This window comes from Pantoea eucrina (assembly GCF_001691555.1).
Lineage (GTDB): Bacteria > Pseudomonadota > Gammaproteobacteria > Enterobacterales > Enterobacteriaceae > Pantoea > Pantoea borealis.
The window spans coordinates 151,010-175,627 of sequence record NZ_MAYN01000007.1; the positions used below are offsets into that span (position 1 = coordinate 151,010).

A 24,618-nucleotide genomic window follows, 5' to 3' on the forward strand; every position below is an offset into this window, starting at 1 on the left:
TTACCCTGCTGCGGGTATATGGTATTATCCGCGCAATATTTTGAGCGTAGTCTGGAGTCTCTGAAATGAAAGTAACACTGCCCGCGTTTGGCAAGGCCACCGTACTGGTTGTTGGCGATGTGATGTTAGACCGCTACTGGTATGGCCCGACCAGCCGCATTTCACCCGAGGCGCCGGTGCCGGTAGTCAAAGTCGATACCATTGAAGAACGTCCGGGCGGCGCGGCCAACGTGGCAATGAACATTGCCGCGCTGGGCGCCGCATCGCGTCTGATTGGGCTGACCGGTGAGGATGATGCCGCGCAGGTACTGAGCCGCACGCTGGAGCAGGTTAACGTCAGCTGTGACTTTGTCGCGCTGAAAACGCATCCCACCATCACCAAGCTGCGCGTGCTGTCGCGCAATCAGCAGCTGATCCGGCTGGATTTTGAAGAGGGCTTTGAGCAGGTCGATCCGCAGCCCATCCATGATCGTATGCGTCAGTCGCTGTCGCAGGCTGGTGCACTGGTGCTGTCAGACTACGCTAAAGGGGCGCTCAGCAGCGTACAGACCATGATCGGGCTGGCCCGCGAAGCGGGCGTACCGGTACTGATCGACCCGAAAGGCACCGATTTTGAGCGCTATCGTGGCGCGACCCTGCTGACGCCAAACCTGTCTGAATTTGAAGCCGTAGCCGGCAAATGTAAAACCGAAGCGGATATTGTCAGCCGGGGTATGCAGCTGATCGCTGATTATGCGCTCTCAGCGCTGCTGGTGACCCGTTCAGAAAATGGCATGACGCTGCTGCAGCCGGGCAAAGCGCCTCTGCATATGCCGACGCAGGCGCAGGAAGTGTATGACGTGACCGGTGCCGGCGACACGGTCATTGGTGTGCTGGCTGCTGTCCTTGCGGCGGGTGATACGCTGGAAAACGCCTGTTTCCTTGCTAATGCGGCGGCAGGCGTTGTGGTGGGCAAGCTGGGGACGTCAACCGTCAGTACGGTGGAACTGGAAAACGCTATCCATGCGCGGCCGGAAAGCGGCTTTGGCGTGATGACGGAGAGCGAGCTGAAAACCGCTGTTGCCCAGGCGCGTCAGCGCGGCGAAAAAGTGGTAATGACCAACGGCGTGTTTGACATTCTGCACGCAGGGCACGTCTCTTATCTCGCCAATGCCCGCAAGCTGGGCGATCGGTTGATTGTTGCGGTGAATAGCGATGCGTCAACCAGACGCCTTAAAGGCGAAACCCGGCCGGTTAATCCACAGGAAAACCGGATGATCGTGCTAAGCGCTCTGGAAGCAGTAGACTGGGTCGTTCTGTTTGAAGAAGATACGCCGCAGCGTCTGATTGCCGATGTGCTGCCGGATTTGCTGGTGAAAGGCGGAGATTACAAGCCGGAAGATATCGCAGGCAGTAAAGAAGTGTGGGCGAACGGCGGTGACGTACGCGTGCTTAACTTTGAAGATGGCATCTCCACCACCAATATTATTAAAACAATCCGCAGTCACTGAGCAGACAGCCGGGGGGCAGCAGCCACCCGGCTGATAATATTTACTGTGGCGTATCGATTTTACCGGCCGGATCGGGCGTTACGACGGCTGGCGCCGGTGCCGCAGGGCTTTCACTCTCCAGTTTTGCCAGACGCTGCTCCAGGGCTGCCAGCTTTTCGCGGGTGCGCAGCAGGACCTGAGTCTGCACATCAAACTCTTCACGATTAACCAGATCCATACGGGTCAGCTGCGCCTGCAGAACCTGCCGGATTTTCTTTTCCACGTCGTCGCCAAAGTCGCGGATACCTTTCGGCATCGCTTCATGGACCTGGCGCGCCAGTTGTTCAATTTTTTTTGTGTCGATCATGGTTATTTCCTGATTGCGGTGGCTGTGAGCAGCACGTTTTCCGACGGTACAAGAAGTAAGTGTAATGCCAGAACCAAAAAGGTTAAACCCGAAATCCGCAACGCATGATGTGCAAAAGCAATTGCCGTTTTGTCGATTGCCCGTCCCGGTGAATAACGCTATAGTGATTTTGCTTATTCTCAGGGCGGGGCGAAATTCCCCACCGGCGGTAAATCAGCTTCTGCTGAAAGCCCGCGAGCGCTTTTGCCTCCGTGTAAAAGGACAGCAGATCCGGTGTGATTCCGGGGCCGACGGTTAAAGTCCGGATGGGAGAGGGTAACGACATCAGCCGGGTTCAGGCCCGCGTCACGTTTTTGCCATGTGTATTTTTCACGCACTCCTAAGCTCGCCCTGGTTCTGGTAACTCATAATATTTTAAGGTTAATTACCATGAATCAGACGCTTCTTTCTGAATTTGGCACGCCGGAACAGCGTGTAGAACGTGCACTTGACGCACTGCGTAACGGTCGCGGTGTGATGGTTCTTGACGATGAAGATCGCGAGAACGAAGGCGATATGATTTTTGCCGCCGAAACCATGACCACAGAGCAGATGGCGCTGACTATTCGCCACGGCAGCGGGATTGTCTGCCTCTGCATTAATGAGGCCCGCCGTCAGCAGCTCGATCTGCCGATGATGGTCGAGAACAACACCAGCTCTTACGGCACCGGGTTTACCGTAACGATTGAAGCCGCTGCGGGTGTGACCACCGGCGTCTCTGCGGCTGACCGCATCACCACTATCCGCGCCGCAATTGCCGATAACGCTAAACCGGCTGACCTGCACCGTCCGGGACACGTTTTTCCGCTGCGCGCGCGCGAAGGTGGTGTACTGACGCGCGGCGGTCATACCGAAGCCACGCTCGATCTGGTTACGCTTGCGGGCTTTAAACCGGCAGGCGTGCTGTGCGAACTGACCAATGACGATGGCAGCATGGCGCGCGCGCCTGAAGCGATCGCCTTTGCGCAGCAGCATGATATGCCGGTAGTGACCATCGAAGATCTGGTGGCTTATCGCCGCCAGCGCGAGACCCGCCAGGCCAGCTAACGCCGGTAGAGAAAAGCAGACCAGCCGGAGCCCGGAAAATCAGCCAGCGCCGGCGGTCTGCAGCAGTGTCAGACTCAGCCCCATCACCGTCATTCCACACAGTACGCCATAGCTCGGGTTATTGTGCGGATCGATCTCGCGCGCCAGCGGCATCAGTTCATCCACCGAGAGCGCAACCATAATTCCTGCAACGGCGGCCATAATGGCGGCAATCACGACCGGTGACAGCGCCGGCCCCAGCAGCAGAAAGGCGATGACGCCGCCCAGAATCTCTGCCATACCGGAAATACAGGCCCAGAACAGCGCTTTGGCTTTGGAGCCGGTCGCCGCATACATCGGCCCGGCAACCGCCAGTCCTTCAGGAATATTGTGGATGGCCACGGCTAAAGCGATGCCCAGCCCCAGCTCCATATCGCTGCTGGCGGTAACAAAGGTGGCCACCCCCTCAGGAAAATTGTGCAGGCTGATACCCAGCGTCAGCAGCACGGCGGTTCGCTTCAGGTTAACCGGACGCCCGTGAGTGGCCATCAGATCCTGCGGATGCTGATGCGGCAGCAGGCGATCCATGGCGAAATACCCGATCAGACCAAGCATAAACATACCGTACCCCAGCATCGGCGACATGCCTGCGGTATGCAGCGCCGCGGGCAGCATCTCCATTAGCGAGATCAGCAACATAATGCCGGCTGCGAAGCCAAGCGCAAAAGCAAGCAGGCGGTTTGAAGGCTTTTGACCGAGGATGCCGAACAGGGCGCCAATAAAGGTAGCACCACCGGCCAGAACAGTGAGCAGTAAAGGCACCGACATAGCACGCTCCACGATGATAATGATTACCAGTTACATTATAATTAACCTTATAAAATATCGAGTTATTAAGCGTAAAGTTATGTCGTTTGCGCTTGTTCAAATTTGCTGACAGACATGCTCACGTATCTCCGCGTTCACAGGCTCATGTAAGCGCGTATCGTATTGCGCATGAAAGCAACAGCGATGAGGTATGAAAATGCGTGACGGTCGTATGCCTGCTCTGTTTCTGGGTCATGGCAGCCCGATGAATGTGCTGGAAGAAAATCGCTATACCCGGGTATGGCAGCAGCTGGGCAGAGATCTGCCGCGGCCGCGCGCTATCCTTGCTATCTCGGCGCACTGGTACACGCGCGGGACGCGGGTAACGGCCATGGAACAGCCGCGCACCATTCACGATTTTGGCGGATTTCCGCAGGCGCTGTTTGACGTGCGCTACCCGGCGCCCGGATCGCCTGCGCTGGCGCAGCGTGTGACAGAGCTGCTGCCGCTGACAGAAAAAGATGAGAGCTGGGGGTTCGATCACGGCTCGTGGGGCCTGCTGGCCAGAATGTATCCTGAGGCGGATATTCCGCTGGTGCAGCTCAGCGTGGACAGTACCCGTTCTGCTGAGTGGCATTTTGAGGCAGGACGTAAACTGGCTGCGCTGCGCGATGAAGGGATCCTGCTGGTGGCGAGCGGCAACGTGGTGCATAACCTGCGCAAGCTGCAGTGGCAGGGGGCTGCGCCGGTGTATCCATGGGCCGACGGGTTTAACCAGTATGTGCGTGATAATCTGCGCAGCGACGCTGCGGCGGGCGATCATCCGCTGGTTAACTATCAGCAGCATCCGGGCGCGGCGCTTTCGCATCCGACGGCTGAACACTATCTGCCGCTGCTCTATATTCTGGGCGCACGCGCAGCGGGTGAGGCGGTCAGCGTGCCGGTTGAAGGCATGGAGATGGGCGCGATCAGTATGCTGTCAGCGCAGGTGGGGTAGCGGCCTGCGTCAGCCGCAGGCATAAATATGGCGCACCGGAATGCGCCACCGGACTAACCGATAAAGGTATGGGGATAGAAGCGAGACAGATCCTGGGTGATCAGCGCCCGATCTTCACGTAAGCCGATACCCGCCGGCTGATCGTCTATCAGCCAGCTGCCAATCAGCGTATAGCTGTCACCGAATTTGGGCAGCGCGCAGAACTGCTGAATAATCATGCCCTCTTCGCCATAGGGACCGTCAGCACGCGCGATTTCATTGCCGTTTTCGATAATGCGAATGTTCGCACCCTCACGGGAGAACAGCGGCTTCACCACATATTTATCCATCTGCGGCGCCTGACTGTCATCCGCAAACCAGGCGGGCAGCAGATTGGGATGATCCGGAAACATCTCCCACAGCAGCGGCAGCAGCGCTTTATTGGAGAGGATGCTTTTCCATGCGGGTTCCAGCCAGCGTACGCCGGCATCGGCCAGCTTGGTCGAAAACACCTCCCGCAGCATGAACTCCCAGGGGTAAAGCTTGAACAGGTTGCTGATGACGCGATCGTGCTGGTCGGTAAACTGGCCTTTTTCGCCCAGTCCAATCTCATCGATATAGAGAAACTCGCCGGGAAGCCCCGCTTCTGTGGCGCAATCCTGCAGATACTGTACCGTCGCGCGATCCTCTTCCGTATCACGGCAGCAGGCAAAGTGCAGCAAGTTAAAGCCGTGCTGCTGCTGCAGAACCGCAAACCGCTCAATCAGCTTCTCCTGCAGGCTGTTGAACTGATCGCTGCCCGCCGGCAGGTTGCCCGCTTTAAGCTGATCTTCGAGCCAGATCCACTGAAAAAACGCGGCTTCATAGAGTGACGTCGGCGTGTCGGCGTTATTTTCCAGCAGCTTGATGTCGCCGCTGCCATCCCACACTAAATCAAGGCGGGAGTAGAGCGAGGGCTGACGCTGCGCCCAGGATTCGCGGACAAAATCCCAGGTGTGTTTCGGAATGCAGAAGCGGGTCAGCAGCGCATCGCTGTTAACCACCTTTTCCACCGCCTGCAGGCACATCTGATGCAGCTCTGCCGTAACGGTTTCCAGCGTCTCCACCTGCGCCAGCGTAAACTGATAATAGGCCTCTTCACACCAGTAGGGCTCGCCATACATGGTGTGAAACTGAAAGCCATATTCAGTGGCTTTTGCGCGCCAGTCCGGGCGCTCGCTGATAGCAATACGTTGCATACGGCGCTTAGCCCCCCAGCGAGCGACTGCTGGTGCCGCTGGCGCTGCTGCGCTGCATACTGTTTTGCTTCGCGACCGTCTCACCAAAGCCACCGCGGGTAATGGTGGAGGTGGTGGCCGGTTTAGGTGCCATAGCGGTTTTAGGCACGTTCATGGTGCGGCCAGAGGTGGCTGAGCCATAGTTTTTACCGGTGGCGTCCACAAACTGTCCGTTAGCCGGACTGGCTGGCGTTTTCGGGGAGAACAGCGGCTGTTGCGCAAAACCGGCACCGCCACCCATCATGCGTCCCATCATGTAGCCAGCCATCAGCGGCATCCAGAAGCCGCCGCTGTGCTGGGCTTCGGCATTATTTGCGGTGGTGCCCGCGCCCGCCTGAGCCGGTGCCTGCTGACACTGGTTTTCGCCAAATTCCGCCACGCAATCTTCGCGTGAGGCATATTTAGGCGCGGTACGTTCCGCCTCTTTCAGCGCATTGTTATAAGCAGCTTTACACTGACTGCTCTGATCCGGATTGGCTTTCGCACAGTCGTCAGCGTTCTGATAGAGCGAAACCGTTTCATCGCTCTGTTCGCAGCCTGCCAGCATAAATACGGCGGTTACTGCCAGCGCGACGGGCGTAAGATGACGTGCCTGCCAGCCTTTACGAAAAGCGGCATGACGGATATTTTTGGTCCGTTTCATAGTGATTATCCTGTACCCAGAGTTGACGTCAGGATAGGTGATGCAAGGGGGGATTTAAAGCGAGAAGCCTGACAGGCTGCGGATCTTTACGTACCTATACGTTCAAATGCGAAAGGGGCCGCAGGGGCCCCTTGGCGTATCAGCGGCTGAATGGATTGCCACTGTTGCGTGCTGCCGGCTGAGCAGGTGCCGCCGGTGCGGAGGCTGCCGCCTGCGGTGCACTGTCGGCCTGTGCGGTCTGCTGGCTGTTTTCCGGCGCGACCACTTCAGGTGAGGTCGTTACCTCTTTACCCAGCGCGCTGTTCAGCTGCTGCAGGTCCTGTTCATTGAGGGTACCCAGCGCATATTTGATATTCAGCTGGTTAATCAGATAGCTGTAACGCGCGTTAGAGAGCTGCTGTTTAGCATTAAACAGCGTGGTGGTCGCGTCCAGGACATCAACAATCGTACGGGTACCCACCTGATAGCCTGCTTCAGAGGCGTCCAGTGAGCTTTGCGCAGAGATCACCGCCTGTTTGTACGCGTCAATGCTGCTGATTGACGCATTCACGTTGTTAAACGAGGAGCGTACGGTCTGCACCGCGCTGCGATGCGCACCTTCCAGCTGTTCGCTGGCGGCAACAAAATTGTACTGCGCCTGTTTCACCTGCGAGGTCACTGAACCGCCGCTGTAGAGCGGTAAGGAGAAACTCAGGCCAACCTGATTTGAACCCGATATGGAGTCGTTGTTGGTGATGCTCTGATTCGCCCGGCTGCCGCTATATTTATTGTTAGACAGACCGGTGGATGCGGTCAGATCCAGCGTAGGCATATGGCCCGATTCAGCATAGCGGATCTGTTCACGCGCCAGATCCTGGCTCAGACGCGCAGAGAGCAGGTTGAGGTTACGACTCTCAGCCTGTTTCAGCAGGCTGGCGACCGCATCAGGGCGTGCAGTTTTAAAACGGTCAATGCTCAGCGATGCCAGGGAGAGGTAATCCATCCCGGTGATCTGGCGCAGTGATTCAACCGCATTATCCAGCGTGTTTCGGGCCGTCACTTCATTTGCCAGCACGCTGTCATACTGTGCACGGGCGTTCTGCACATCAGTAATCGCCACCAGGCCGACATTAAAGCGCTGCGTGGTTTGGTCCAGCTCGCGATAGATAGACTGTTTCTGCGCTTCGGTATAAGAGAGCGTATCAATCGCATTCAGCACGTTGAAATAGGCGGTCGCGGTATTAAGGATGAGATCCTGCTGCGCAACCTGGTAGGTGACATCCTGGATGCCAGCGGTTTTTTCCTGCAGCGTCAGGCTACGCCACTTTGACATATCAAAAATCGTCTGCGTTAATTGCAGCGAGGCACTTTTAGTGGTGGTGTTCAGACCGCTGCTATCGCGATAGCCATTATTGTAGGTGTAATCTGCACCCAGACCCAGCTGCGGCAGCAACGGGCTGCGCGCTTCGTTGATCTTTTCAAACGCGGCGTCGCGATCGGCGGCAGAGGCGCGCAGATCGGGATTGCTCAGGCGCGCCTGCTGATAAACCTGCAGCAGGTTTTCTGCCTGGCTGGCAAGGCTGAATCCGCCCAGGCTCAGTCCAATAAAAAATGGGAGCAGTTTTTTCATTTGCATTCCTTTTGTTGCAGCCTGTGACGCGAAAAGTGCTGCTGCTAAGCCAAAAAAATAATCGCCGATTTTACAGAGGCGCTGTCAGAGATAGGTTGGCTGAACGTGCCTTCTTTCCCTAATTTACGTAAATAATTCAGAAAGAACCACTCGGACAGAGCACCAGGGTTGGCTTTTCGATGTTCTATCCCAATCTGCATAAGGAACCAGACGATGGCGGGCGAAAAAAAATCCCCTGTGACTTTCACAAAAAACGATGTAGAAATTATTGCACGCGATACCCGTTATGACGGTTTTTTTTCCATCGTCAGCTATCGCTTTCGCCACCGTCTTTTTAATGGCGGAATGAGTGGTGAAGTGGTGCGTGAAGTTTTCGAGCGCGGACACGCTGCCGTGCTGCTACCCTATGATCCCCTGCGTGACGAAGTCGTCTTAATCGAACAGATCCGCATTCCGGCTCTTGATTCCAGCGCCACACCCTGGCTGCTGGAGATGGTGGCAGGTATCATTGAGCCCGGAGAAACGCCGGAAGCCGTGGTGCGACGCGAAGCACAGGAAGAAGCGGGCCTGAACGTCGGGCGCGTTAAACCCGTTATCAGTTATTTAGCCAGCCCTGGCGGCACCTCTGAGCGGTTATCAGTGCTGGTGGGTGAAGTGGATGCCAGCCTGGCAGAAGGGAACCATGGGCTGGAGGAAGAGAATGAGGATATTCTCGTGCATGTGGTCAGCCGCGAACAGGCTTACCGCTGGGTGGAAGAGGGGATTATTGATAACGCAGCTTCTGTCATTGCGCTGCAATGGCTGGCGTTGCACCATGAAAGACTACGACGTGAGTGGACGGTAAAATGAAACAGCGCTATACCCCTGATTTTCCCGAAATGATGCGCCTGTGCGAAACGAACTTCGCGCAGCTGCGTCGCCTGCTGCCGCGCAGTGATGAAGCAGGCGCCTCGGTGATCTATCAGGTCAACGGCGCCCGTTATCAGCTGACGATAGAGGAATCAACGCGTTACACTACGCTGGTTGAAATCCGTCAGATTGCGCCTGCGGTAAGCTACTGGAGCCTGCCCGCAATGTCAGTACGGCTCTATCACGATGCGATGGTCGCCGAAGTGTGTTCCACACAGCAGATCTATCGCTTTAAAGCACGTTATGATTATCCTAATAAAAAATTGCATCAGCGTGATGAAAAACATCAGATTAACCAGTTTCTGGCTGACTGGCTGCGCTACTGCCTGGCGCACGGCGCACTGGCCGTGCCTGTTTGCTAAACGCGTCTGACGCATTGATGGCGTGGAGATTAAGGAAACGCTTTGGATAGCCTGCTCACTCTTCCTGCGGCACCAGGATCCGCCATCCGGATCCTGCAGATCACTGATACCCATCTCTTCGCAGGGAAGCACCAATCTTTGCTGGGGGTGAATACCTGGGCAAGCTTCGATGCAGTGCTTGATGCTATCGCGTCACAGCAGCACGAATACGATCTGATTATCGCGACCGGCGATCTGGCGCAGGATCATACCGTGGAAGCGTACCAGCATTTTATTACCGGCATTTCCCGCCTGCAAAAGCTCTGCGTCTGGCTGCCTGGCAATCATGACTTCCAGCCAGCCATGGTGAACACCCTTGCGGAAGCAGGGATTGCGGCAGATAAACATGTTTTGCTGGGCGAGCAGTGGCAGCTGCTGCTGCTGGATAGCCAGGTATCTGGCGTGCCGCACGGCATGCTGAGCGACTATCAGCTGGAGTGGCTGGCAGAGTCCCTCGCGCGGTTTCCTGAGCGGCACTCGCTGATACTGCTGCACCATCATCCGGTGCCCTCCGGCTGTACCTGGCTCGACCAGCATAGCCTGCGCAATCCGCATCAGCTGGAAGCGGTATTACAGGCTTTCCCGCAGGCGCAACATCTGGTGTGTGGCCATATTCATCAGGAGCTCGATCTTCGCTGGCAGGGGCGTCGGGTGCTGGCCTCGCCTTCTACCTGCGTTCAGTTCAAACCCCACTGCACCAGTTTTACCATTGACACGCTGGCCCCAGGCTGGCGCTGGCTGACGTTAGAGGCGGATGGCTCACTGCATACAGAAGTGAATCGTCTGCAAAGCGATATGTTCCGGCCTGACCTCGACTCGGATGGGTATTGATTGATGGCAACGCTTCTTTACCTGCACGGATTTAACAGTTCGCCGCAATCAGCCAAAGCGACGCAGCTGCAGGCGTGGTGTGCCGAAGAACAGCCGCACATTAATGTTCTGGTGCCTCAGCTGCCCGCTTTTCCGGAAGAGGCCGCCAGCCTGCTGGAAGAGCTCGTGATGCAGCATACCGGGGAGCCGCTGGGGCTGGTTGGCTCGTCGCTGGGCGGCTATTTTGCGACCTGGCTGTCGCAATGTTTCATGCTGCCGGCGGTGGTGGTGAATCCGGCCGTTCGCCCGTTTGAGCTGCTGACGGATTATCTGGGCGAGAACCGTAATCCCTACACCGGCCAGCAATATGTGTTAGAGTCACGCCATATTTACGATCTGAAAGTGATGCAGATTGACCCGCTTGACGCGCCCGATCTGCTCTGGTTATTGCAGCAGACCGGCGATGAGATCCTCGACTATCGCCAGGCGCTGAATTACTACAGCGCATGCCGGCAGACGGTTGAAGAGGGCGGCAATCACGCCTTTATCGGATTTGAACGCCATTTTACGCAGATAGTAGATTTTCTGGGGCTATCCCTCTCCTAAGCTGCGTCATGGGCTCCTTTTCCTCTTGTTCATCAGACAAATACAATGAGCCAATCAAACTATAATGCTGACGCGATTGAGGTCTTAACCGGCCTCGAGCCTGTGCGTCGTCGTCCGGGAATGTATACCGATACCACCCGGCCAAACCATCTGGGCCAGGAAGTCATCGATAACAGCGTGGATGAAGCGCTGGCGGGTCATGCCAGCCGGGTCGAGGTGATCCTGCACGCCGATCAGTCGCTGGAAGTGATCGACGACGGACGCGGTATGCCGGTGGACATTCACCCGGAAGAGGGCGTGCCGGCAGTTGAACTGATCCTGTGCCGGCTGCACGCAGGCGGTAAATTCTCCGGCAAAAACTACCAGTTTTCCGGCGGCCTGCACGGTGTGGGCATCTCGGTTGTCAACGCGCTATCCACGCGGGTTGAAGTCACCGTTCGGCGTAATGGCGAGGTTTATCGTATCGCTTTTGAGCATGGCGAAAAGGTTGAAGACCTCAAAGTGATAGGTACGGTCGCCAAACGTAACACGGGCACCAGCGTCCATTTCTGGCCTGATGTCAGCTTCTTCGACAGCCCGCGCTTTTCCGTATCACGTCTGAAACATCTGCTCAAAGCGAAAGCGGTACTCTGTCCCGGCGTTGAGATTGTCTTTAAAGATAAGGTGAATAACAGCGAGCAGACCTGGCTGTATCAGGATGGTCTGACCGATTATCTGAGTGAGGCGGTCAACGGGCTGCCCACGCTGCCGGAAACGCCGTTTACAGGCAGCTTTGCCGGCGACGTGGAGGCGGTAGACTGGGCACTGCTGTGGTTACCGGAAGGGGGCGAGCTGCTGACGGAAAGCTACGTTAACCTGATCCCGACTATGCAGGGCGGCACGCACGTGAACGGTCTGCGTCAGGGGCTGCTGGATGCCATGCGCGAATTCTGTGAATACCGCAATATCTTACCGCGTGGCGTTAAGCTGTCAGCGGAAGATATCTGGGATCGCTGCGCCTATGTGTTATCGGTAAAAATGCAGGATCCGCAGTTTGCCGGTCAGACTAAAGAACGTCTCTCGTCGCGTCAGTGTGCGGCCTTTGTTTCGGCGGTGGTGAAAGATGCGTTCAGCCTGTGGCTGAATCAGAACGTGCAGGCGGCAGAAATGCTGGCTGAGCTGGCGATTTCCAGCGCACAGCGCCGTATGCGCGCGGCGAAAAAAGTGGTGCGTAAAAAGCTCACCAGCGGACCGGCGCTGCCGGGCAAACTGGCAGACTGCACCGCCCAGGATCTGAACAAAACCGAGCTGTTCCTGGTTGAGGGTGACTCAGCGGGCGGATCGGCCAAACAGGCGCGCGATCGCGAATACCAGGCGATTATGCCGCTGAAAGGTAAGATCCTGAATACCTGGGAGGTCTCTTCTGATGAAGTGCTGGCGTCGCAGGAGGTGCATGACATCTCCGTGGCGATTGGCATCGATCCGGATAGCGAAGATCTGAGCCAGCTGCGCTACGGCAAAATCTGTATCCTGGCGGATGCGGACTCCGATGGCCTGCATATCGCCACGCTGCTGTGCGCGCTGTTTGTGAAGCACTTCCGTTCACTGGTGCAGCACGGGCACGTCTATGTCGCGATGCCGCCGCTCTACCGTATCGATCTCGGTAAAGAGGTTTACTATGCGCTGGATGAAGATGAAAAAGAGGGCGTGCTGGAGCAGCTGAAGCGGAAAAAAGGCAAGCCTAACGTGCAGCGTTTTAAAGGCCTGGGTGAAATGAACCCGCTCCAGCTGCGCGAAACCACACTCGATCCGAACACCCGGCGTCTGGTACAGCTGACGATTGCAGATGAAGATATTGAACAGACTCTGCGCATAATGGATATGCTGCTGGCGAAGAAACGGTCTGAAGATCGCCGCAACTGGTTGCAGGAGAAAGGCGATCTCGCCGATCTCGACGTTTAATCGTGGCGACGCGCGCTGAGGATAACACGGTGAAGATTACGCTCGAAGAGCTGCGCGCATGGGTGGCGGTGGTTGACAGCGGTTCAATTACCGCCGCTGCAGAACAGCTGGAGCAGACCACTTCCGGCATCAGCCGCGCGCTCAGCCGGCTGGAGAGTAAGCTACAGACCACGCTAATGCATCGCACCACGCGCCGTCTGGCGCTGACCGATGAAGGCGTTATTTTTCTTGAGCACGCCCGCCAGATCCTGACATCCGTTGAGCGGGCCGAAGAGCAGATTGCCCGCCGGCGTGAGACGCCCGCCGGTCGACTGCGCATTAACGCCAATACGCCCTTTATGCTGCACGTGATTGTGCCGCTGCTGGCGGAGTTCCGGCAACAGTATCCGCAAATTGAGCTTGAACTGAACACAGACGATATCGTTATTGATCTGCTGGAGCAGCAAACCGATATCGCGATTCGCATCGGCGAACTGCGTGACTCGACGCTGCGCGCCAGAGTATTAGGCAGCAGCGCTACACGGCTGGTCGCCAGCCCGGACTATCTGGCAAAACATGGCGTACCCGGCAGCGTGGCCGCGCTGAGCCAGCATCAGCTGATTGGCTTTAGCCAGCTGGATACCCATAATATCTGGCCCGTCTGGCAGCAGGAGGGCGAATTCCTGCGTATTAAGCCGACTCTGACTGCCTCCAGCGGCGAAACGCTGCGTCAGCTGGCCCTGCAGGGGCTGGGCATTGTCAGACTCTCTGATTTTGTCAGCCGGGAAGATCGTGAACAGGGGCGGCTGATGGATGTGCTGGCCAGCGAAACCCGGGAGTTACGCCTGCCGGTGCATGCCGTCTACTATCGCAATCAGACGCTGAGCTCGCGCGTCACCTGCTTTCTTGATTTCCTGCAGGAGAAAATCCAGCGTCAGCAGCTGATTTAGGCATCAGGGTGACAGACGCTCCGGCTTAGCCAGAGCGTTGTCTCAGGAAAAGTCAGCTGGCCGGTTCCAGCACCAGAATTTTCACATCCACTACATCATCTTTGATTCGGGCGCGGTGTGCATCCATATGCGGCATCTGCTGATGCTGCTCCAGCGCCCGCAGCGACGCCCACTGCTCCAGCATAAAGATGGAGTCGGGTGAATTTTGCTTCCACGGCACCTGTGCCTGATGGTCGAGCAGTGCATCATACTGATGGCAACCCTCTTCCTGCAGTACCGCCGGAATCAGCTCATTAATTGCATCCAGCACCGCCTGACGACGACCCGGTTTAACACAAATTTCAGCGACGACCGTTAACATAGCGCTTCCTCTTTTCCCGTTGTGCTTACAGTTAAGCAAAGATTGCGCTGAGATGAGTCCGATAACGTGCAATATCGCGCGGCACATCGGGCTGTTTGATAACGTCATTGCAGATAAAGGTGGGCAGCGCCTCCATTCCGAGGAACTGATTCGCCTTATGGAAGTGCAGATAGAGGCCATCCACGCCCACGCCTTCAAAGAACTGATCGGCTTCGGTAAAGGCTTCCAGCGGCGCGTTCCACGTCAGCGACAGCATATATTTTTTACCCTGAATCAGGCCGCCGGACCCATACTTTTTGCCGGCGTCGCTGCGTGAGCGGCCATCGCTGGCGTAGAGTTTACCGTGCCCTTCGGTAAAGACCTCATCAATATATTTTTTTACCGTCCACGGCTCGCCCATCCACCAGCCCGGCATCTGATAGATCACCACATCGCTGTCCAGATACTTCCGGATCTCCTCTGCGACGTCGTAATTACTGTCAGCCAGCGTGACAGAGACCTGATGACCCAGATCGCGCAGCTGGCTGGCCGCAACGTCAGTCAGCGTATGATTGAGCTCGCCTTTTGAGTGAGCAAAGGTTTTGCCGCCGTCAATGATCAGAATGTTGCTCATAATGTTTTGCACCTGAATGTTAGTTTGATGCGGCCCACTTTACGCGTGAAAGCCGCACAGAAAAATGTGCCACGGGTCACAATACTGTTGCTTATAAAGCAATAATGCTCCGGCCTGTGAAACACTCTGTGCGCAACCCACCATTAAAAATAAGAAGAGACCATGAAAAAACAGGTAACTGTCGCGCTGCTGCTGGTAGCAGGCGCGGCTCAGGCACAGTCACGTCTCGATCTCATTCAGCAACAGCAGACGCTGCGCGTCTGTACCACCGGCGACTATAAGCCCTACAGCTTTCTGCGCAGTGACGGTAACTACGAAGGGCTGGATATCAGCATGGCGCAGTCGCTGGCCGCCAGCCTGGGGGCCAAAGTAGCCTGGGTGCCGACGACCTGGAAAACGCTGAGTGCCGATTTTGTTGCCCGCCAGTGTGATATCGCGCTGGGTGGCGTATCGGTCACGCTGAAACGCCAGAAAATCGCCTGGTTTGCCCGACCGCTGGGAACAGATGGCAAAATTCCGCTGGTGCGCTGTGAGGACAAAGCGCGCTATCAGACCATTGAGCAGATCAACCGGCGCGAGGTGCGGGTGATTGAGCCTGCCGGGGGCACCAACGAAGCCTTTGTGCACAGCCATTTGCCGCAGGCTACGCTGCAGCTGGCAGAAAATACGATCATCTTTCAGCAGCTGGCAGATAAAAAAGCGGATGTGATGATCACCGACGCGTCTGAAGCACAGTTTCAGCAGCAGCACTATCCGTCGCTTTGCGCCATTAATCCGGATAAGCCGATGCAGTATGGCGAAAAAGCCTACATGCTGCCGCGCGATGATATGAGCTGGAAACTCTATGTGGATCAGTGGCTGCATCTGGCAACGGCGACGGGCGAATATGCGGCGATCCAGAAAGAATGGCTCGGTACAGCGCCCTGATACGGTACAGAGTAACGGCATTTTTGCTGCGGGAAACCCGCGTTTTCTCAACGGTTTAAAACAGCCAGATTCGTTTACTGTACTGTTGTTTTTTAACGCAAACCTTTCTGCCGCAGAGACACGGCTTCTCTGTGACTAACTCGCGTGAATAAGGTACTATCCTCGCCAAATGACCCGCCGGTGCGGGCCACGAAGTGAGGATGCAAACGTAATGAGCGAAATGACGCAGGATGGTGCAGAGCGTCTTGCCCTGCACAAGTTTACCGAAAAAGCGTACCTGGATTACTCCATGTATGTGATTATGGATCGCGCGCTGCCCTATATCGGTGACGGTCTGAAGCCGGTGCAGCGCCGTATCGTCTACGCCATGTCAGAGCTGGGCCTGAGCGCCAGCGCCAAATTTAAGAAGTCAGCGCGCACCGTTGGTGACGTGCTGGGTAAATATCATCCGCATGGCGATAGCGCCTGTTATGAAGCGATGGTATTGATGGCGCAGCCGTTCTCCTATCGTTATCCGCTGGTTGATGGTCAGGGTAACTGGGGCGCACCGGACGATCCCAAATCCTTTGCCGCGATGCGCTATACCGAATCGCGCCTCTCTAAATATGCGGAAGTGCTGCTCAGCGAGCTGGGTCAGGGCACGGTTGATTACATCCCGAATTTTGACGGCACGCTGCAGGAACCCAAAATGCTGCCGGCGCGGCTGCCCAACATTCTGCTTAACGGCACCACCGGTATCGCCGTCGGCATGGCAACCGACATTCCGCCGCACAACCTGCGTGAAGTAGCAGAAGCTGCAGTACGGCTGATCGACAAACCCAAAACCACGCTGGATGAGCTGCTGGATATCGTGCAGGGGCCCGACTATCCGACGGAAGCCGAGATCATTACGCCGCGTGAAGAGATCCGCAAGATCTACCAGAGCGGGCGCGGATCGGTCCGCCAGCGTGCTGTCTGGAAAAAAGAAGAGGGTGAGGCAGTGATCACCGCGCTGCCGCATCAGGTTTCCGGCGCGCGCGTGCTGGAGCAGATTGCTGCCCAGATGCGTAACAAAAAACTGCCGATGATTGAGGATCTGCGCGACGAATCCGATCACGAAAACCCGACGCGGCTGGTGATTGTACCGCGCTCAAACCGCGTCGATCTCGATCAGGTCATGCATCATCTCTTTGCCACCACCGATCTGGAAAAGAGCTACCGCGTTAACCTGAACATGATTGGTCTGGATAACCGTCCGGCAGTGAAAAACCTGCTGGAAATCCTCTCTGAATGGCTGATTTACCGGCGCGATACGGTCACGCGCCGCCTGAATTACCGGCTTGAGCGCGTGCTGCGCCGCCTGCATATCCTTGAGGGGCTGCTGGTTGCGTTTCTGAACATTGATGATGTGATCCACATCATCCGCAGTGAAGATGAACCCAAAGCGGTCCTGATGTCGCGCTTTGCAATCAGCGAAACACAGGCAGAAGCGATTCTGGAGCTGAAGCTGCGCCATCTTGCGAAACTCGAAGAGATGAAAATCCGCGGCGAGCAGGCCGAACTGGAGAAAGAGCGCGATCAGCTGCAGGCTACGCTCGCGTCTGAACGCAAAATGAACAGCCTGCTGAAGAAAGAGCTGCAGGCTGACAGTCAGGCGTACGGTGATGAGCGTCGCTCACCGCTGCATGAGCGCGAAGAAGCCAAAGCGCTGAGCGAAAATGAGCTGGTGAGCGCCGAGCCGGTGACCATCGTGCTGTCGCAGATGGGCTGGGTGCGTAGCGCCAAAGGGCACGATATCGACCCCACCGGCCTGAGCTACAAAGCGGGAGACAGCTATCGCGCGGCCGCGCGCGGCAAGAGCAATCAGCCGGTGGCGTTTATTGACTCCACCGGACGCAGCTATACGCTCGATCCCACCTCCCTGCCATCGGCGCGCGGGCAGGGCGAACCGCTGACCGGCAAGCTGACGCTTCCGCCGGGTGCGGTTATGGAACAGGTGCTGATGGAAGCGGACGATCAGAAGCTGCTGATGGCCTCGGATGCCGGCTACGGCTTTATCTGCACCTTTGCCGATCTGGTATCGCGCAACCGGGCCGGTAAAGCGCTGCTGACGCTGCCGGAAAATGCCCGCGTCATGACGCCGCTGGCGGTCAACTCCGGTGATGACATGCTGCTGGCCATTACCCAGGCGGGCAGAATGCTGATGTTCCCGGTGGCTGACCTGCCGCAAATGTCAAAAGGCAAAGGCAATAAAATTATCTCTATTCCTGCCGCAGACGCCGCCTCCGGCACCGACCGGCTGCAGTGGCTACTGATTCTGACGCCGGGCAGCACCCTTACTCTCTATGTGGGTAAACGTAAGCTGATCCTGCGCGATGAAGATCTGCAAAAAGTGCGTGCCGATCGCGGCCGTCGTGGCAGCGTATCACGCGGCCTGCAGCGTATTGACAGCGTTGAAGTCAATGCGCCGGCACGCCCCAAGCGTGACGCAGCTGCAGAGTAATCGGGTTATCTGCAAAGGAGTACTTTTTTGAGGACGCTATGCTACTAATTTTACGCGCAATAATTATTATCATTTATTCCATACTGGTCTGTGTATTCGGCAGCATCTGGTGCCTGTTTTCACCGCGCAACCCGCGCCATGTGGCGACGTTTGGCCATCTTTTTGGCCGGCTCTCCGGAGTGCTGGGCGTTAAAGTTGAACTGCGCAGGCCCGCAGAAGCAGCGAATTATGGTAATGCTATCTACATCGCAAACCATCAGAACAACTATGACATGATCACGGCAGCGAAAATCGTACAGCCGACCACCGTGACCGTAGGCAAAAAGAGCCTGTTGTGGATCCCGTTTTTCGGGCAGCTCTACTGGCTGACAGGCAACCTGTTGATCGATCGTGATAACCGTGCCAAAGCACACGGCACGATTGGAGAGATTGTCGGGCAGTTTAAAAAGAAGCGTATCTCGTTCTGGATGTTCCCGGAAGGTACGCGCAGCCGTGGTCGCGGACTGCTGCCGTTTAAGACCGGCGCGTTTCACGCGGCTGTTGCTGCCGGCGTACCGATTATCCCGATCGTGGTCTCTAATACCCACGGCAAAATTAATATGAATCGCTGGAAGAATGGCCTGGTGATTGTAGAGATGCTGCCACCGGTCGATACCGCCCAGTTTGAGACCGCCTCTGTGCGTAAGCTGGCGACCCACTGCCGTGAAATAATGTCTGCTAAGCTGGAAGAGTTAAACGCAGAAGTCGCTGAACGCGAAAAAAACGGTAAAATCTGAGCCTTATCCGGGGGCGGTGAATACTGCCCCTGCGCACCACAGCAAAATTAACAACAACAACATGGACACGGCGTTTTACGCCACGCTCAAAAGGTCTGAAGTTTTATGTCTTGCAGCAGACGTCACTTTATTCAGCTTTCTGCCGGCGTTGCGCTGGCTTCATCGGCATTGCCTTTTTCAGCCCGCGCCGCTGCTCCGGCAGGCGATGTCCCGCTGCCGGTCCCGCCGCTGATTGAATCCCGTCGCGGACAGCCACTGTTTCTGACGCTGCAGCGCAGTCACTGGTCGTTTACGGGCAGCGGCAGCAAAGTACCGGTCTGGGGCATTAACGGCCTCTATCTGGGGCCGACCGTACGGGTTTACAGCGGTGATGATGTCAAACTTATCTACAGCAACCGGCTTAATGAGCCGGTGGCGATGACGGTCAGCGGTCTGCAGGTGCCGGGCGCGCTGATGGGCGGGGCACCCCGCCTGATGTCAGCGGGTGCTGACTGGTCGCCGGTGCTGCCTATCCGGCAGGGAGCGGCGACGCTGTGGTATCACGCCAGCACGCCGAATCATATGGCACCGCACGTCTACAATGGTCTGGCAGGAATGTGGCTGATTGAAGATGAGGTGAGCAAATCTCTGCCGCTGCCTAAACACTATGGCGTGGATGATTTTCCGCTGGTGATTCAGGATAAGCGCCTCGATAACTTTGCCACGCCGGTGTATAACCCGCCGTCAGAAGGCGGATTTCTCGGGGATACGCTGCTGGTTAACGGCGTGCAGAATCCCTATGTTGATGTTTCCCGCGGCTGGGTGCGCCTGCGCCTGCTGAACGCCGCCAATGCCCGACGCTTTGACCTGCGTTTCTCCGACAACCGTCCTTTTACCGTTATTGCCAGCGATCAGGGTTTTCTGCCTTCGCCGGTCGCGGTGCAGACGCTCTCTCTGGCACCTGGCGAGCGACGTGAGGTGCTGGTGGATATGTCGCAGGGTGATGAAGTGTCGATTACAGCGGGCACGGCGGCAGGCATTATGGATCGCCTGCGCGGCCTGTTTGAACCCTCATCCATTCTGACCAACACGCTGGTGCTGACGCTGCGCCCGACCGGGCTGTTGCCGCTGGTCACGGATAACCTGCCGATGCGTCTGCTGGCCGATCAGATCCTGGATGGCGCTGCAGTGCGGACGCGCGAGTTTCGTATTGGCGACAGCGTACCGGGCATCAATGGCGCGCTATGGGATATGAGCCGCATTGATACCACCGCGCAGCAGGGGACGTTTGAACGCTGGATTATTCACGCCGATCGCCCGCAGTCGCTACATATTCAGGGCGTGATGTTTCTCATCAAGAGCGTCAACGGCGCGCAGTCAATGGGCGAAGATCGCGGCTGGAAAGATACCGTCTGGGTCGACGGCAGTGTTGAGCTGCTGGTGAGTTTTCCGCAAAGCGCCAGCGATCATTTCCCGTTTGTTTACTACAGCCAGACGCTGGAACTGGCCGATCGCGGTACGGCAGGGCAGATGGTCGTCAATCCGCTTTCCTGAAGCTGAGTGTGAAAGGGCCGCCGCTGAGGGCGGCCGCAAACATCATACTGCTTTAGCCGTTAAATGCTTCCGGATCGGGTCCCAGACGCTGACCCTTATCCAGTTTGGTGATTTCACTGATCTCACTTTTCTCCAGCCGGAAATCAAAGACTTTAAAGTTCTCTTCAATGCGTGCCGGGGTGACTGATTTCGGGATCACCACCAGGCCGCTGTCCAGATGCCAGCGGATCACAATCTGCGCGGCGCTCTTGCCATATTTCTTCGCCAGCGTGCGGATAATCTCCTGATCGAAAACACCTTCGCCACCCTGTGCCAGCGGGCTCCAGGACTCTGTCTGGATCTGATGCAGCGCGTTCCAGGCGTGCAGCGTACGCTGCTGCAGCATCGGGTGCAGTTCAATCTGATTCACCACCGGCGTCACGCCGGTTTCATCAATCAGGCGTTTCAGATGGGCTTCATGAAAGTTACAGACGCCGATGCTTTTGGTCAGGCCCTGCTGCTGCAGCTCAACCATCTTTTTCCATGCCTCAACGTAGTTATCTTTCGCCGGACATGGCCAGTGCATCAGGTAGAGATCCACGCTATCGAGCTGCAGTTTCTCCAGGCTGGTCTCCATCGCCTGCTGTACATTCTGCTGATCGTCATTCCACAGCTTGGTGGTCACGAAAATATCGTCGCGCGCTACGGAGGTGTCCTTCAGCGCCCGGCCAATTGCCTCTTCATTTTTATAGGCGGCAGCGGTATCGATAGAGCGATAACCCACTTCCAGCGCTTTCAGTACGGCGGTATGCGCCTCTTCCTGACTTGCCTGCCAGACACCGAGGCCAAGCTGCGGCATCATGTTGCCGTCACGCAGTTTGATAATAGGTTGATCTGTCATAGGGGCTCCTTTTTCATTGCGGTCGCTGAATGATCAAACGGTGTGCTTAAGTCTAGACAACAAACGCGCAGTGCGGATCGCTCCGCCAGCGCGCTCTCTGACCCTTTTCTGCAAAAATCTTGCCTGATCCTCCAGAGGAGTAGAGCTTTATGCAGCGTTGCGGCACACTGGTTTTTTTACCCGGAAAGCCGCCATGTCTCATGACGCTCTGTGTCGCCAGCTTGCCCGCCGGGTCGTCGCGCTCATGTGCGACCCGCATAAACCGCACTGTGCGGTGAAAAATGTCCGGCTTATCTATGCCAGCGAAACGCTGCCGCGTACGCCAATGATGTATCAGCCTGGTATCGTGATCCTGTTTCAGGGACGTAAAACCGGTTATCTCGGCAGCACGGTATTTCACTATGACGCCAGTAAATATCTGATGCTGACGGTGCCGCTGCCGGTTGAGTGCGAAACGGAAGCCACCCCCGATGCGCCGTTGGCGGGTATGTGCCTGAGCGTTGATACCGCCTCGCTGCAGGACCTGCTGCTGGATATCGGTGATGATGAGCAGTTTCAGCCCGCCGTGCAGACCTCGGGTATCCATTCTGCTTTTCTGAGCGAAGAGATGCTGTGTGCCGCAGAGCGGCTGCTGGATGTGATGAGCCATCCGCGCGATGCGCGCGTGCTTGGGCCGCAGCTGGTACGGGAAATCCTTTATTATGTGCTGACCGGCCCGATTGGCGGGGCGCTGCTGTCGCTGGTTAACCGGCAGACGCAGTTCAGTCTGATTGCGCGCGCGCTGCGGCGGATTGAAACGCATTTTGCCGGGAGCCTGAGCGTCGAGACGCTGGCGGCCGAGGTCAACATGAGCGTGTCCGCGTTTCATCATAACTTTAAAGCAGTAACGCAGACGTCACCGCTGCAGTACCTTAAACGCTATCGTCTGCATCAGGCGCGGCTGATGATGCTGCAGGATAATGTGAAGGCAAGCACAGCGGCATTGCGCGTCGGGTATGAGAGTCCGTCACAGTTTTCCCGCGAGTTCAAACGGCTGTTTGGCACCACGCCGGGTGAAGAGGTTAACCGTGCGCGTCAAACAGTGCGGGCGCTGCCGTTTGACGCGGCGTCTTAATCAGGAGGGTTTCTGGCGGCGTTTTTTCCAGATCACCACAATGCTGCCGGCCAGCCCGGTAAACAGCAGCACCAGCGGCAGGATCATCAGAATAGCCATCACCTGATCTTCATGCCGTTTGATAAACGGCACCTGGCTAATGCCGTAGCCCATGGTGACCACAATACCGACCCACAATACGCCGCTCAGCCAGTTAAACAGCTGAAAGCGGCTGTTACGCAGCCCGGAGATGCCCGCCATGGTAGGCAGCAGGGTACGGACAAACGCCAGGAAACGGCCCACCAGCAGCGCCATCAGTCCGTGGCGGTTAAACAGATGCCAGGCGCGCTGATGGTATTGTGCGGGCAGATGCATCAGCCAGCTTTTTACCAGCTTTGTATTGCCCAGCCAGCGCCCCTGCAGATAGCTCAGCCAGCAGCCGAGGCTGGCGGCGGTGGTCAGGATCACCATGGTCGGCACAAAGTCCATGACGCCTTTGGCAATCATTGCGCCCGCCAGCAGCAGCAGACTGTCACCCGGCAGAAACGACGCCGGTAATAAACCATTTTCCAGAAACAGCGTCAGAAACATCACGCCGTAGACAATCCATACGACATCCGGATTGGCCAGCGCAGCAAAATCCTGATGCCAGAGCGCCTGGACAATCTCATGTAAAACACCCATCTGCTATCCCGTCGAGTTACAAGGCTTTTATAATAGCCCCCCGCAGCCGCCTGCGCGTTGATCTGACACGGGCGGCTGCCGAGGGTTGAAGGTTGGTTTAACTTGTTAAGCGGTCAAAACCCGCCTGCAGATCGGCCAGCAGGTCGCTGACGTGCTCCAGACCGATATGCAGACGTATCAGGGTGCCATCAAAGTCGATACCGCCTGCCGGACGAATCGCCGCCAGCTCTTCTGGCTGGCTGGCCAGAATCAGGGATTCATAACCGCCCCATGAATAGGCCATGCTGAAATGATGGAAGCGATCGAGATAATTTGCCAGCTGCTGTGCATTCAGACGCTCATGCAGCACAAATGAAAACAGGCCACTGCTGCCGCTGAAGTCGCGCTGCCAGAAACGGTGTCCCGGACTCTGCGCCAGCGCCGGATGGTTGACCCGCGCCACTTCAGGCCGGCCACTCAGCCACTCAGCCACCTGCAGCGCACTCTCTTCATGCTGGCGCAGGCGGGTACCCAGAGTACGCAGGCCGCGGCTCGCCATATAGGCGGTATCCGCATCGACCATCTGCCCCATCAGGTAGGAGTTCTCACGCAGCTGCGGCCAGCAGCGGGCGTTTGCCACCGCGGTGCCGATCATGGCATCACTGTGGCCAATGATATACTTCGTGCCAGCCTGAATAGAGATATCCACTCCGAACGCCAGCGCGTTAAACAGCACGCCCGCCGCCCAGGTGTTATCCAGCATGATAATTGCTTCGGGCGCTTTGGCGCGCACGGCCGCCACAATGGCCGGGATATCCTGCACTTCCATCGTTACAGACGCCGGCGATTCCAGAAACACCACGCGGGTATTGGGCTGCACCAGTTCACCGATCTCACTGCCGATGCAGTGATCAAACCAGGTGGTGGTGACCTGCATTTTGGTGAGGATTTTGGTGCAGAAATCCTGCGTGGGTTCGTAAACCGCTCCGCTCATCAGTACGTGATCGCCCGTTTCAACAAACGCCAGAATGGCGTTGGCAACGGCGGCTGCGCCGCAGGGATAGAGTGCACAGCCCGCGCCCCCTTCCAGTTCGGTCATGGCATCCTGCAGCGAAAAGTGCGTGAGCGTGCCGCGACGGCCATAAAAGAGTTCGCCTTCGGCACGCCCGGCGGTGGCGCGTTGTTTATCCGCGACGGTGTCAAAAACCAGGGATGAGGCGCGCTGTATAACGCTGTTCACCGCGCCCTGCGTATAACGTTTATTACGTCCTGCGCTCACCAGCGCGGTATCCAGTTTTTTCGTAGCCATCACTGCCTGTCCTGACCCATCTTACAAAGCGTTCACGTTACCACGAATCAGGGGCCGGGGTTGAGCCTGTTTACCGATTATCAGAGTCGCGCCAGCCCGGCGGCCGCGGCACAAGAACAGCAGGAGGACGCTTTGTAAATAGTAATGAGAACGACTATCACTTAGATCCTTT

Annotated in this window: 24 protein-coding genes and 1 riboswitch; of the genes, 14 read left to right on the forward strand and 10 right to left on the reverse strand. The window is 56.8% G+C overall.

All coding sequences use genetic code 11. The features are described from left to right. Window positions 1–65 precede the first annotated feature (65 nt). Complete coding sequence (gene hldE, locus BBA90_RS04815; RefSeq protein WP_065648164.1) at window positions 66–1,490, forward strand: bifunctional D-glycero-beta-D-manno-heptose-7-phosphate kinase/D-glycero-beta-D-manno-heptose 1-phosphate adenylyltransferase HldE; 1,425 nt, start codon at window positions 66–68, stop codon at window positions 1,488–1,490. Window positions 1,491–1,530: 40 nt separating this feature from the next. On the opposite strand, the gene ubiK is transcribed toward hldE, so the two are convergent. Beyond that, window positions 1,531–1,836, reverse strand: coding sequence for a ubiquinone biosynthesis accessory factor UbiK (gene ubiK, locus BBA90_RS04820; RefSeq protein ID WP_034828368.1), 306 nt, complete (start codon window positions 1,834–1,836; stop codon window positions 1,531–1,533). Between the two features lie 171 nt (window positions 1,837–2,007). Further along, window positions 2,008–2,157: riboswitch (FMN riboswitch) on the forward strand. A gap of 108 nt (window positions 2,158–2,265) precedes the next feature. Between ubiK and ribB the strand changes: the two genes are divergently transcribed. Then, the gene (gene ribB, locus BBA90_RS04825) at window positions 2,266–2,922 is read left to right on the forward strand and encodes a 3,4-dihydroxy-2-butanone-4-phosphate synthase (protein ID WP_065648165.1); all 657 of its coding nucleotides are present in this window, start codon (window positions 2,266–2,268) and stop codon (window positions 2,920–2,922) included. A gap of 39 nt (window positions 2,923–2,961) precedes the next feature. Here ribB and zupT read toward each other — a convergent pair whose 3' ends face one another. Beyond that, window positions 2,962–3,729 (reverse strand): zinc transporter ZupT, encoded by a 768-nt coding sequence (gene zupT, locus BBA90_RS04830; RefSeq protein ID WP_065648166.1) that lies wholly within the window; start codon window positions 3,727–3,729, stop codon window positions 2,962–2,964. 196 nt (window positions 3,730–3,925) lie between these two features. Between zupT and ygiD the strand changes: the two genes are divergently transcribed. Further along, the gene (gene ygiD / locus BBA90_RS04835; RefSeq protein WP_206099888.1) at window positions 3,926–4,705 is read left to right on the forward strand and encodes a 4,5-DOPA dioxygenase extradiol; all 780 of its coding nucleotides are present in this window, start codon (window positions 3,926–3,928) and stop codon (window positions 4,703–4,705) included. Window positions 4,706–4,758: 53 nt separating this feature from the next. Here ygiD and BBA90_RS04840 read toward each other — a convergent pair whose 3' ends face one another. The 3 genes from BBA90_RS04840 to tolC all read right to left on the reverse strand — a co-directional run bounded on the left by BBA90_RS04840 (window position 4,759) and on the right by tolC (window position 8,213). After that, the gene (locus tag BBA90_RS04840) at window positions 4,759–5,922 is read right to left on the reverse strand and encodes a glutathionylspermidine synthase family protein (protein WP_065648167.1); all 1,164 of its coding nucleotides are present in this window, start codon (window positions 5,920–5,922) and stop codon (window positions 4,759–4,761) included. Window positions 5,923–5,929: 7 nt separating this feature from the next. Beyond that, window positions 5,930–6,604 (reverse strand): DUF1190 family protein, encoded by a 675-nt coding sequence (locus BBA90_RS04845; protein WP_065648168.1) that lies wholly within the window; start codon window positions 6,602–6,604, stop codon window positions 5,930–5,932. 139 nt (window positions 6,605–6,743) lie between these two features. After that, on the reverse strand, window positions 6,744–8,213 hold the full coding sequence (tolC, locus tag BBA90_RS04850; protein WP_065648169.1) for an outer membrane channel protein TolC: 1,470 nt from the start codon (window positions 8,211–8,213) through the stop codon (window positions 6,744–6,746). Between the two features lie 213 nt (window positions 8,214–8,426). On the opposite strand from tolC, the gene nudF reads away from it, so the two are divergent. The 6 genes from nudF to BBA90_RS04880 are packed head-to-tail and all read left to right on the forward strand — an operon-like array spanning window position 8,427 to window position 13,809. Further along, window positions 8,427–9,062: an ADP-ribose diphosphatase gene (nudF, locus tag BBA90_RS04855; protein WP_065648170.1), complete on the forward strand. Its 636-nt coding sequence runs from the start codon at window positions 8,427–8,429 to the stop codon at window positions 9,060–9,062. Beyond that, window positions 9,059–9,484, forward strand: coding sequence for a DUF1249 family protein (locus tag BBA90_RS04860; protein WP_065648171.1), 426 nt, complete (start codon window positions 9,059–9,061; stop codon window positions 9,482–9,484). The genes nudF and BBA90_RS04860 overlap by 4 nt, the downstream gene beginning before the upstream one ends. Before the next feature lie 42 nt (window positions 9,485–9,526). After that, entirely contained in the window at window positions 9,527–10,354 is an 828-nt protein-coding gene (cpdA, locus tag BBA90_RS04865; RefSeq protein ID WP_065648172.1) for a 3',5'-cyclic-AMP phosphodiesterase, read from the forward strand. 3 nt (window positions 10,355–10,357) lie between these two features. Then, entirely contained in the window at window positions 10,358–10,939 is a 582-nt protein-coding gene (gene yqiA / locus BBA90_RS04870; protein ID WP_065648173.1) for an esterase YqiA, read from the forward strand. Between the two features lie 45 nt (window positions 10,940–10,984). Then, a complete protein-coding gene (parE, locus tag BBA90_RS04875; RefSeq protein ID WP_065648174.1) occupies window positions 10,985–12,880 on the forward strand; it encodes a DNA topoisomerase IV subunit B in 1,896 nt (631 codons plus the stop codon). A gap of 29 nt (window positions 12,881–12,909) precedes the next feature. Then, window positions 12,910–13,809, forward strand: coding sequence for a LysR substrate-binding domain-containing protein (locus BBA90_RS04880; protein ID WP_065648365.1), 900 nt, complete (start codon window positions 12,910–12,912; stop codon window positions 13,807–13,809). Between the two features lie 52 nt (window positions 13,810–13,861). Here the strand turns inward: BBA90_RS04880 and BBA90_RS04885 are convergent, their stop codons facing one another. Together BBA90_RS04885 and BBA90_RS04890 are read right to left on the reverse strand one after the other, a co-directional pair. Continuing rightward, window positions 13,862–14,170: a putative quinol monooxygenase gene (locus BBA90_RS04885; RefSeq protein ID WP_039380197.1), complete on the reverse strand. Its 309-nt coding sequence runs from the start codon at window positions 14,168–14,170 to the stop codon at window positions 13,862–13,864. Window positions 14,171–14,201: 31 nt separating this feature from the next. After that, window positions 14,202–14,783 carry an NAD(P)H-dependent oxidoreductase gene (locus BBA90_RS04890; RefSeq protein WP_065648175.1) on the reverse strand — a complete coding sequence of 194 codons (582 nt, stop codon included), beginning with the start codon at window positions 14,781–14,783 and terminating at the stop codon, window positions 14,202–14,204. A gap of 162 nt (window positions 14,784–14,945) precedes the next feature. Between BBA90_RS04890 and BBA90_RS04895 the strand changes: the two genes are divergently transcribed. From BBA90_RS04895 to ftsP, 4 genes are all read left to right on the forward strand, one after another. Beyond that, window positions 14,946–15,710 (forward strand): transporter substrate-binding domain-containing protein, encoded by a 765-nt coding sequence (locus BBA90_RS04895; RefSeq protein ID WP_065648176.1) that lies wholly within the window; start codon window positions 14,946–14,948, stop codon window positions 15,708–15,710. A gap of 211 nt (window positions 15,711–15,921) precedes the next feature. After that, window positions 15,922–18,192 carry a DNA topoisomerase IV subunit A gene (gene parC / locus BBA90_RS04900; protein ID WP_065648177.1) on the forward strand — a complete coding sequence of 757 codons (2,271 nt, stop codon included), beginning with the start codon at window positions 15,922–15,924 and terminating at the stop codon, window positions 18,190–18,192. Between the two features lie 38 nt (window positions 18,193–18,230). Continuing rightward, window positions 18,231–18,968, forward strand: a complete 738-nt coding sequence (locus tag BBA90_RS04905) for a 1-acylglycerol-3-phosphate O-acyltransferase (protein ID WP_065648178.1) — start codon at window positions 18,231–18,233, stop codon at window positions 18,966–18,968. Between the two features lie 105 nt (window positions 18,969–19,073). Next, window positions 19,074–20,501: a cell division protein FtsP gene (ftsP, locus tag BBA90_RS04910; RefSeq protein WP_065648179.1), complete on the forward strand. Its 1,428-nt coding sequence runs from the start codon at window positions 19,074–19,076 to the stop codon at window positions 20,499–20,501. A gap of 52 nt (window positions 20,502–20,553) precedes the next feature. On the opposite strand, the gene dkgA is transcribed toward ftsP, so the two are convergent. Beyond that, the gene (dkgA, locus tag BBA90_RS04915) at window positions 20,554–21,381 is read right to left on the reverse strand and encodes a 2,5-didehydrogluconate reductase DkgA (RefSeq protein ID WP_065648180.1); all 828 of its coding nucleotides are present in this window, start codon (window positions 21,379–21,381) and stop codon (window positions 20,554–20,556) included. Between the two features lie 193 nt (window positions 21,382–21,574). Here dkgA and BBA90_RS04920 point away from each other — a divergent pair, with 193 nt between their 5' ends. Further along, window positions 21,575–22,495 (forward strand): AraC family transcriptional regulator, encoded by a 921-nt coding sequence (locus tag BBA90_RS04920; protein WP_065648181.1) that lies wholly within the window; start codon window positions 21,575–21,577, stop codon window positions 22,493–22,495. Here BBA90_RS04920 and BBA90_RS04925 read toward each other — a convergent pair whose 3' ends face one another. Beyond that, the gene (locus BBA90_RS04925; protein WP_065648182.1) at window positions 22,496–23,158 is read right to left on the reverse strand and encodes a DedA family protein; all 663 of its coding nucleotides are present in this window, start codon (window positions 23,156–23,158) and stop codon (window positions 22,496–22,498) included. 97 nt (window positions 23,159–23,255) lie between these two features. Further along, the gene (gene metC, locus BBA90_RS04930; protein WP_065648183.1) at window positions 23,256–24,446 is read right to left on the reverse strand and encodes a cystathionine beta-lyase; all 1,191 of its coding nucleotides are present in this window, start codon (window positions 24,444–24,446) and stop codon (window positions 23,256–23,258) included. Window positions 24,447–24,618 lie beyond the last annotated feature (172 nt).

What these genes read in the sequence shown, in the direction of transcription:
- hldE (WP_065648164.1), top strand. Translation starts at nt 66, where the DNA reads ATGAAAGTAACACTGCCCGCGTTTGGCAAGGCCACCGTACTGGTTGTT.
- ubiK (WP_034828368.1), bottom strand. Translation starts at nt 1,836, where the DNA reads ATGATCGACACAAAAAAAATTGAACAACTGGCGCGCCAGGTCCATGAA.
- ribB (WP_065648165.1), top strand. Translation starts at nt 2,266, where the DNA reads ATGAATCAGACGCTTCTTTCTGAATTTGGCACGCCGGAACAGCGTGTA.
- zupT (WP_065648166.1), bottom strand. Translation starts at nt 3,729, where the DNA reads ATGTCGGTGCCTTTACTGCTCACTGTTCTGGCCGGTGGTGCTACCTTT.
- ygiD (WP_206099888.1), top strand. Translation starts at nt 3,926, where the DNA reads ATGCGTGACGGTCGTATGCCTGCTCTGTTTCTGGGTCATGGCAGCCCG.
- BBA90_RS04840 (WP_065648167.1), bottom strand. Translation starts at nt 5,922, where the DNA reads ATGCAACGTATTGCTATCAGCGAGCGCCCGGACTGGCGCGCAAAAGCC.
- BBA90_RS04845 (WP_065648168.1), bottom strand. Translation starts at nt 6,604, where the DNA reads ATGAAACGGACCAAAAATATCCGTCATGCCGCTTTTCGTAAAGGCTGG.
- tolC (WP_065648169.1), bottom strand. Translation starts at nt 8,213, where the DNA reads ATGAAAAAACTGCTCCCATTTTTTATTGGACTGAGCCTGGGCGGATTC.
- nudF (WP_065648170.1), top strand. Translation starts at nt 8,427, where the DNA reads ATGGCGGGCGAAAAAAAATCCCCTGTGACTTTCACAAAAAACGATGTA.
- BBA90_RS04860 (WP_065648171.1), top strand. Translation starts at nt 9,059, where the DNA reads ATGAAACAGCGCTATACCCCTGATTTTCCCGAAATGATGCGCCTGTGC.
- yqiA (WP_065648173.1), top strand. Translation starts at nt 10,358, where the DNA reads ATGGCAACGCTTCTTTACCTGCACGGATTTAACAGTTCGCCGCAATCA.
- parE (WP_065648174.1), top strand. Translation starts at nt 10,985, where the DNA reads ATGAGCCAATCAAACTATAATGCTGACGCGATTGAGGTCTTAACCGGC.
- BBA90_RS04885 (WP_039380197.1), bottom strand. Translation starts at nt 14,170, where the DNA reads ATGTTAACGGTCGTCGCTGAAATTTGTGTTAAACCGGGTCGTCGTCAG.
- BBA90_RS04890 (WP_065648175.1), bottom strand. Translation starts at nt 14,783, where the DNA reads ATGAGCAACATTCTGATCATTGACGGCGGCAAAACCTTTGCTCACTCA.
- BBA90_RS04895 (WP_065648176.1), top strand. Translation starts at nt 14,946, where the DNA reads ATGAAAAAACAGGTAACTGTCGCGCTGCTGCTGGTAGCAGGCGCGGCT.
- parC (WP_065648177.1), top strand. Translation starts at nt 15,922, where the DNA reads ATGAGCGAAATGACGCAGGATGGTGCAGAGCGTCTTGCCCTGCACAAG.
- BBA90_RS04905 (WP_065648178.1), top strand. Translation starts at nt 18,231, where the DNA reads ATGCTACTAATTTTACGCGCAATAATTATTATCATTTATTCCATACTG.
- ftsP (WP_065648179.1), top strand. Translation starts at nt 19,074, where the DNA reads ATGTCTTGCAGCAGACGTCACTTTATTCAGCTTTCTGCCGGCGTTGCG.
- dkgA (WP_065648180.1), bottom strand. Translation starts at nt 21,381, where the DNA reads ATGACAGATCAACCTATTATCAAACTGCGTGACGGCAACATGATGCCG.
- BBA90_RS04920 (WP_065648181.1), top strand. Translation starts at nt 21,575, where the DNA reads ATGTCTCATGACGCTCTGTGTCGCCAGCTTGCCCGCCGGGTCGTCGCG.
- BBA90_RS04925 (WP_065648182.1), bottom strand. Translation starts at nt 23,158, where the DNA reads ATGGGTGTTTTACATGAGATTGTCCAGGCGCTCTGGCATCAGGATTTT.
- metC (WP_065648183.1), bottom strand. Translation starts at nt 24,446, where the DNA reads ATGGCTACGAAAAAACTGGATACCGCGCTGGTGAGCGCAGGACGTAAT.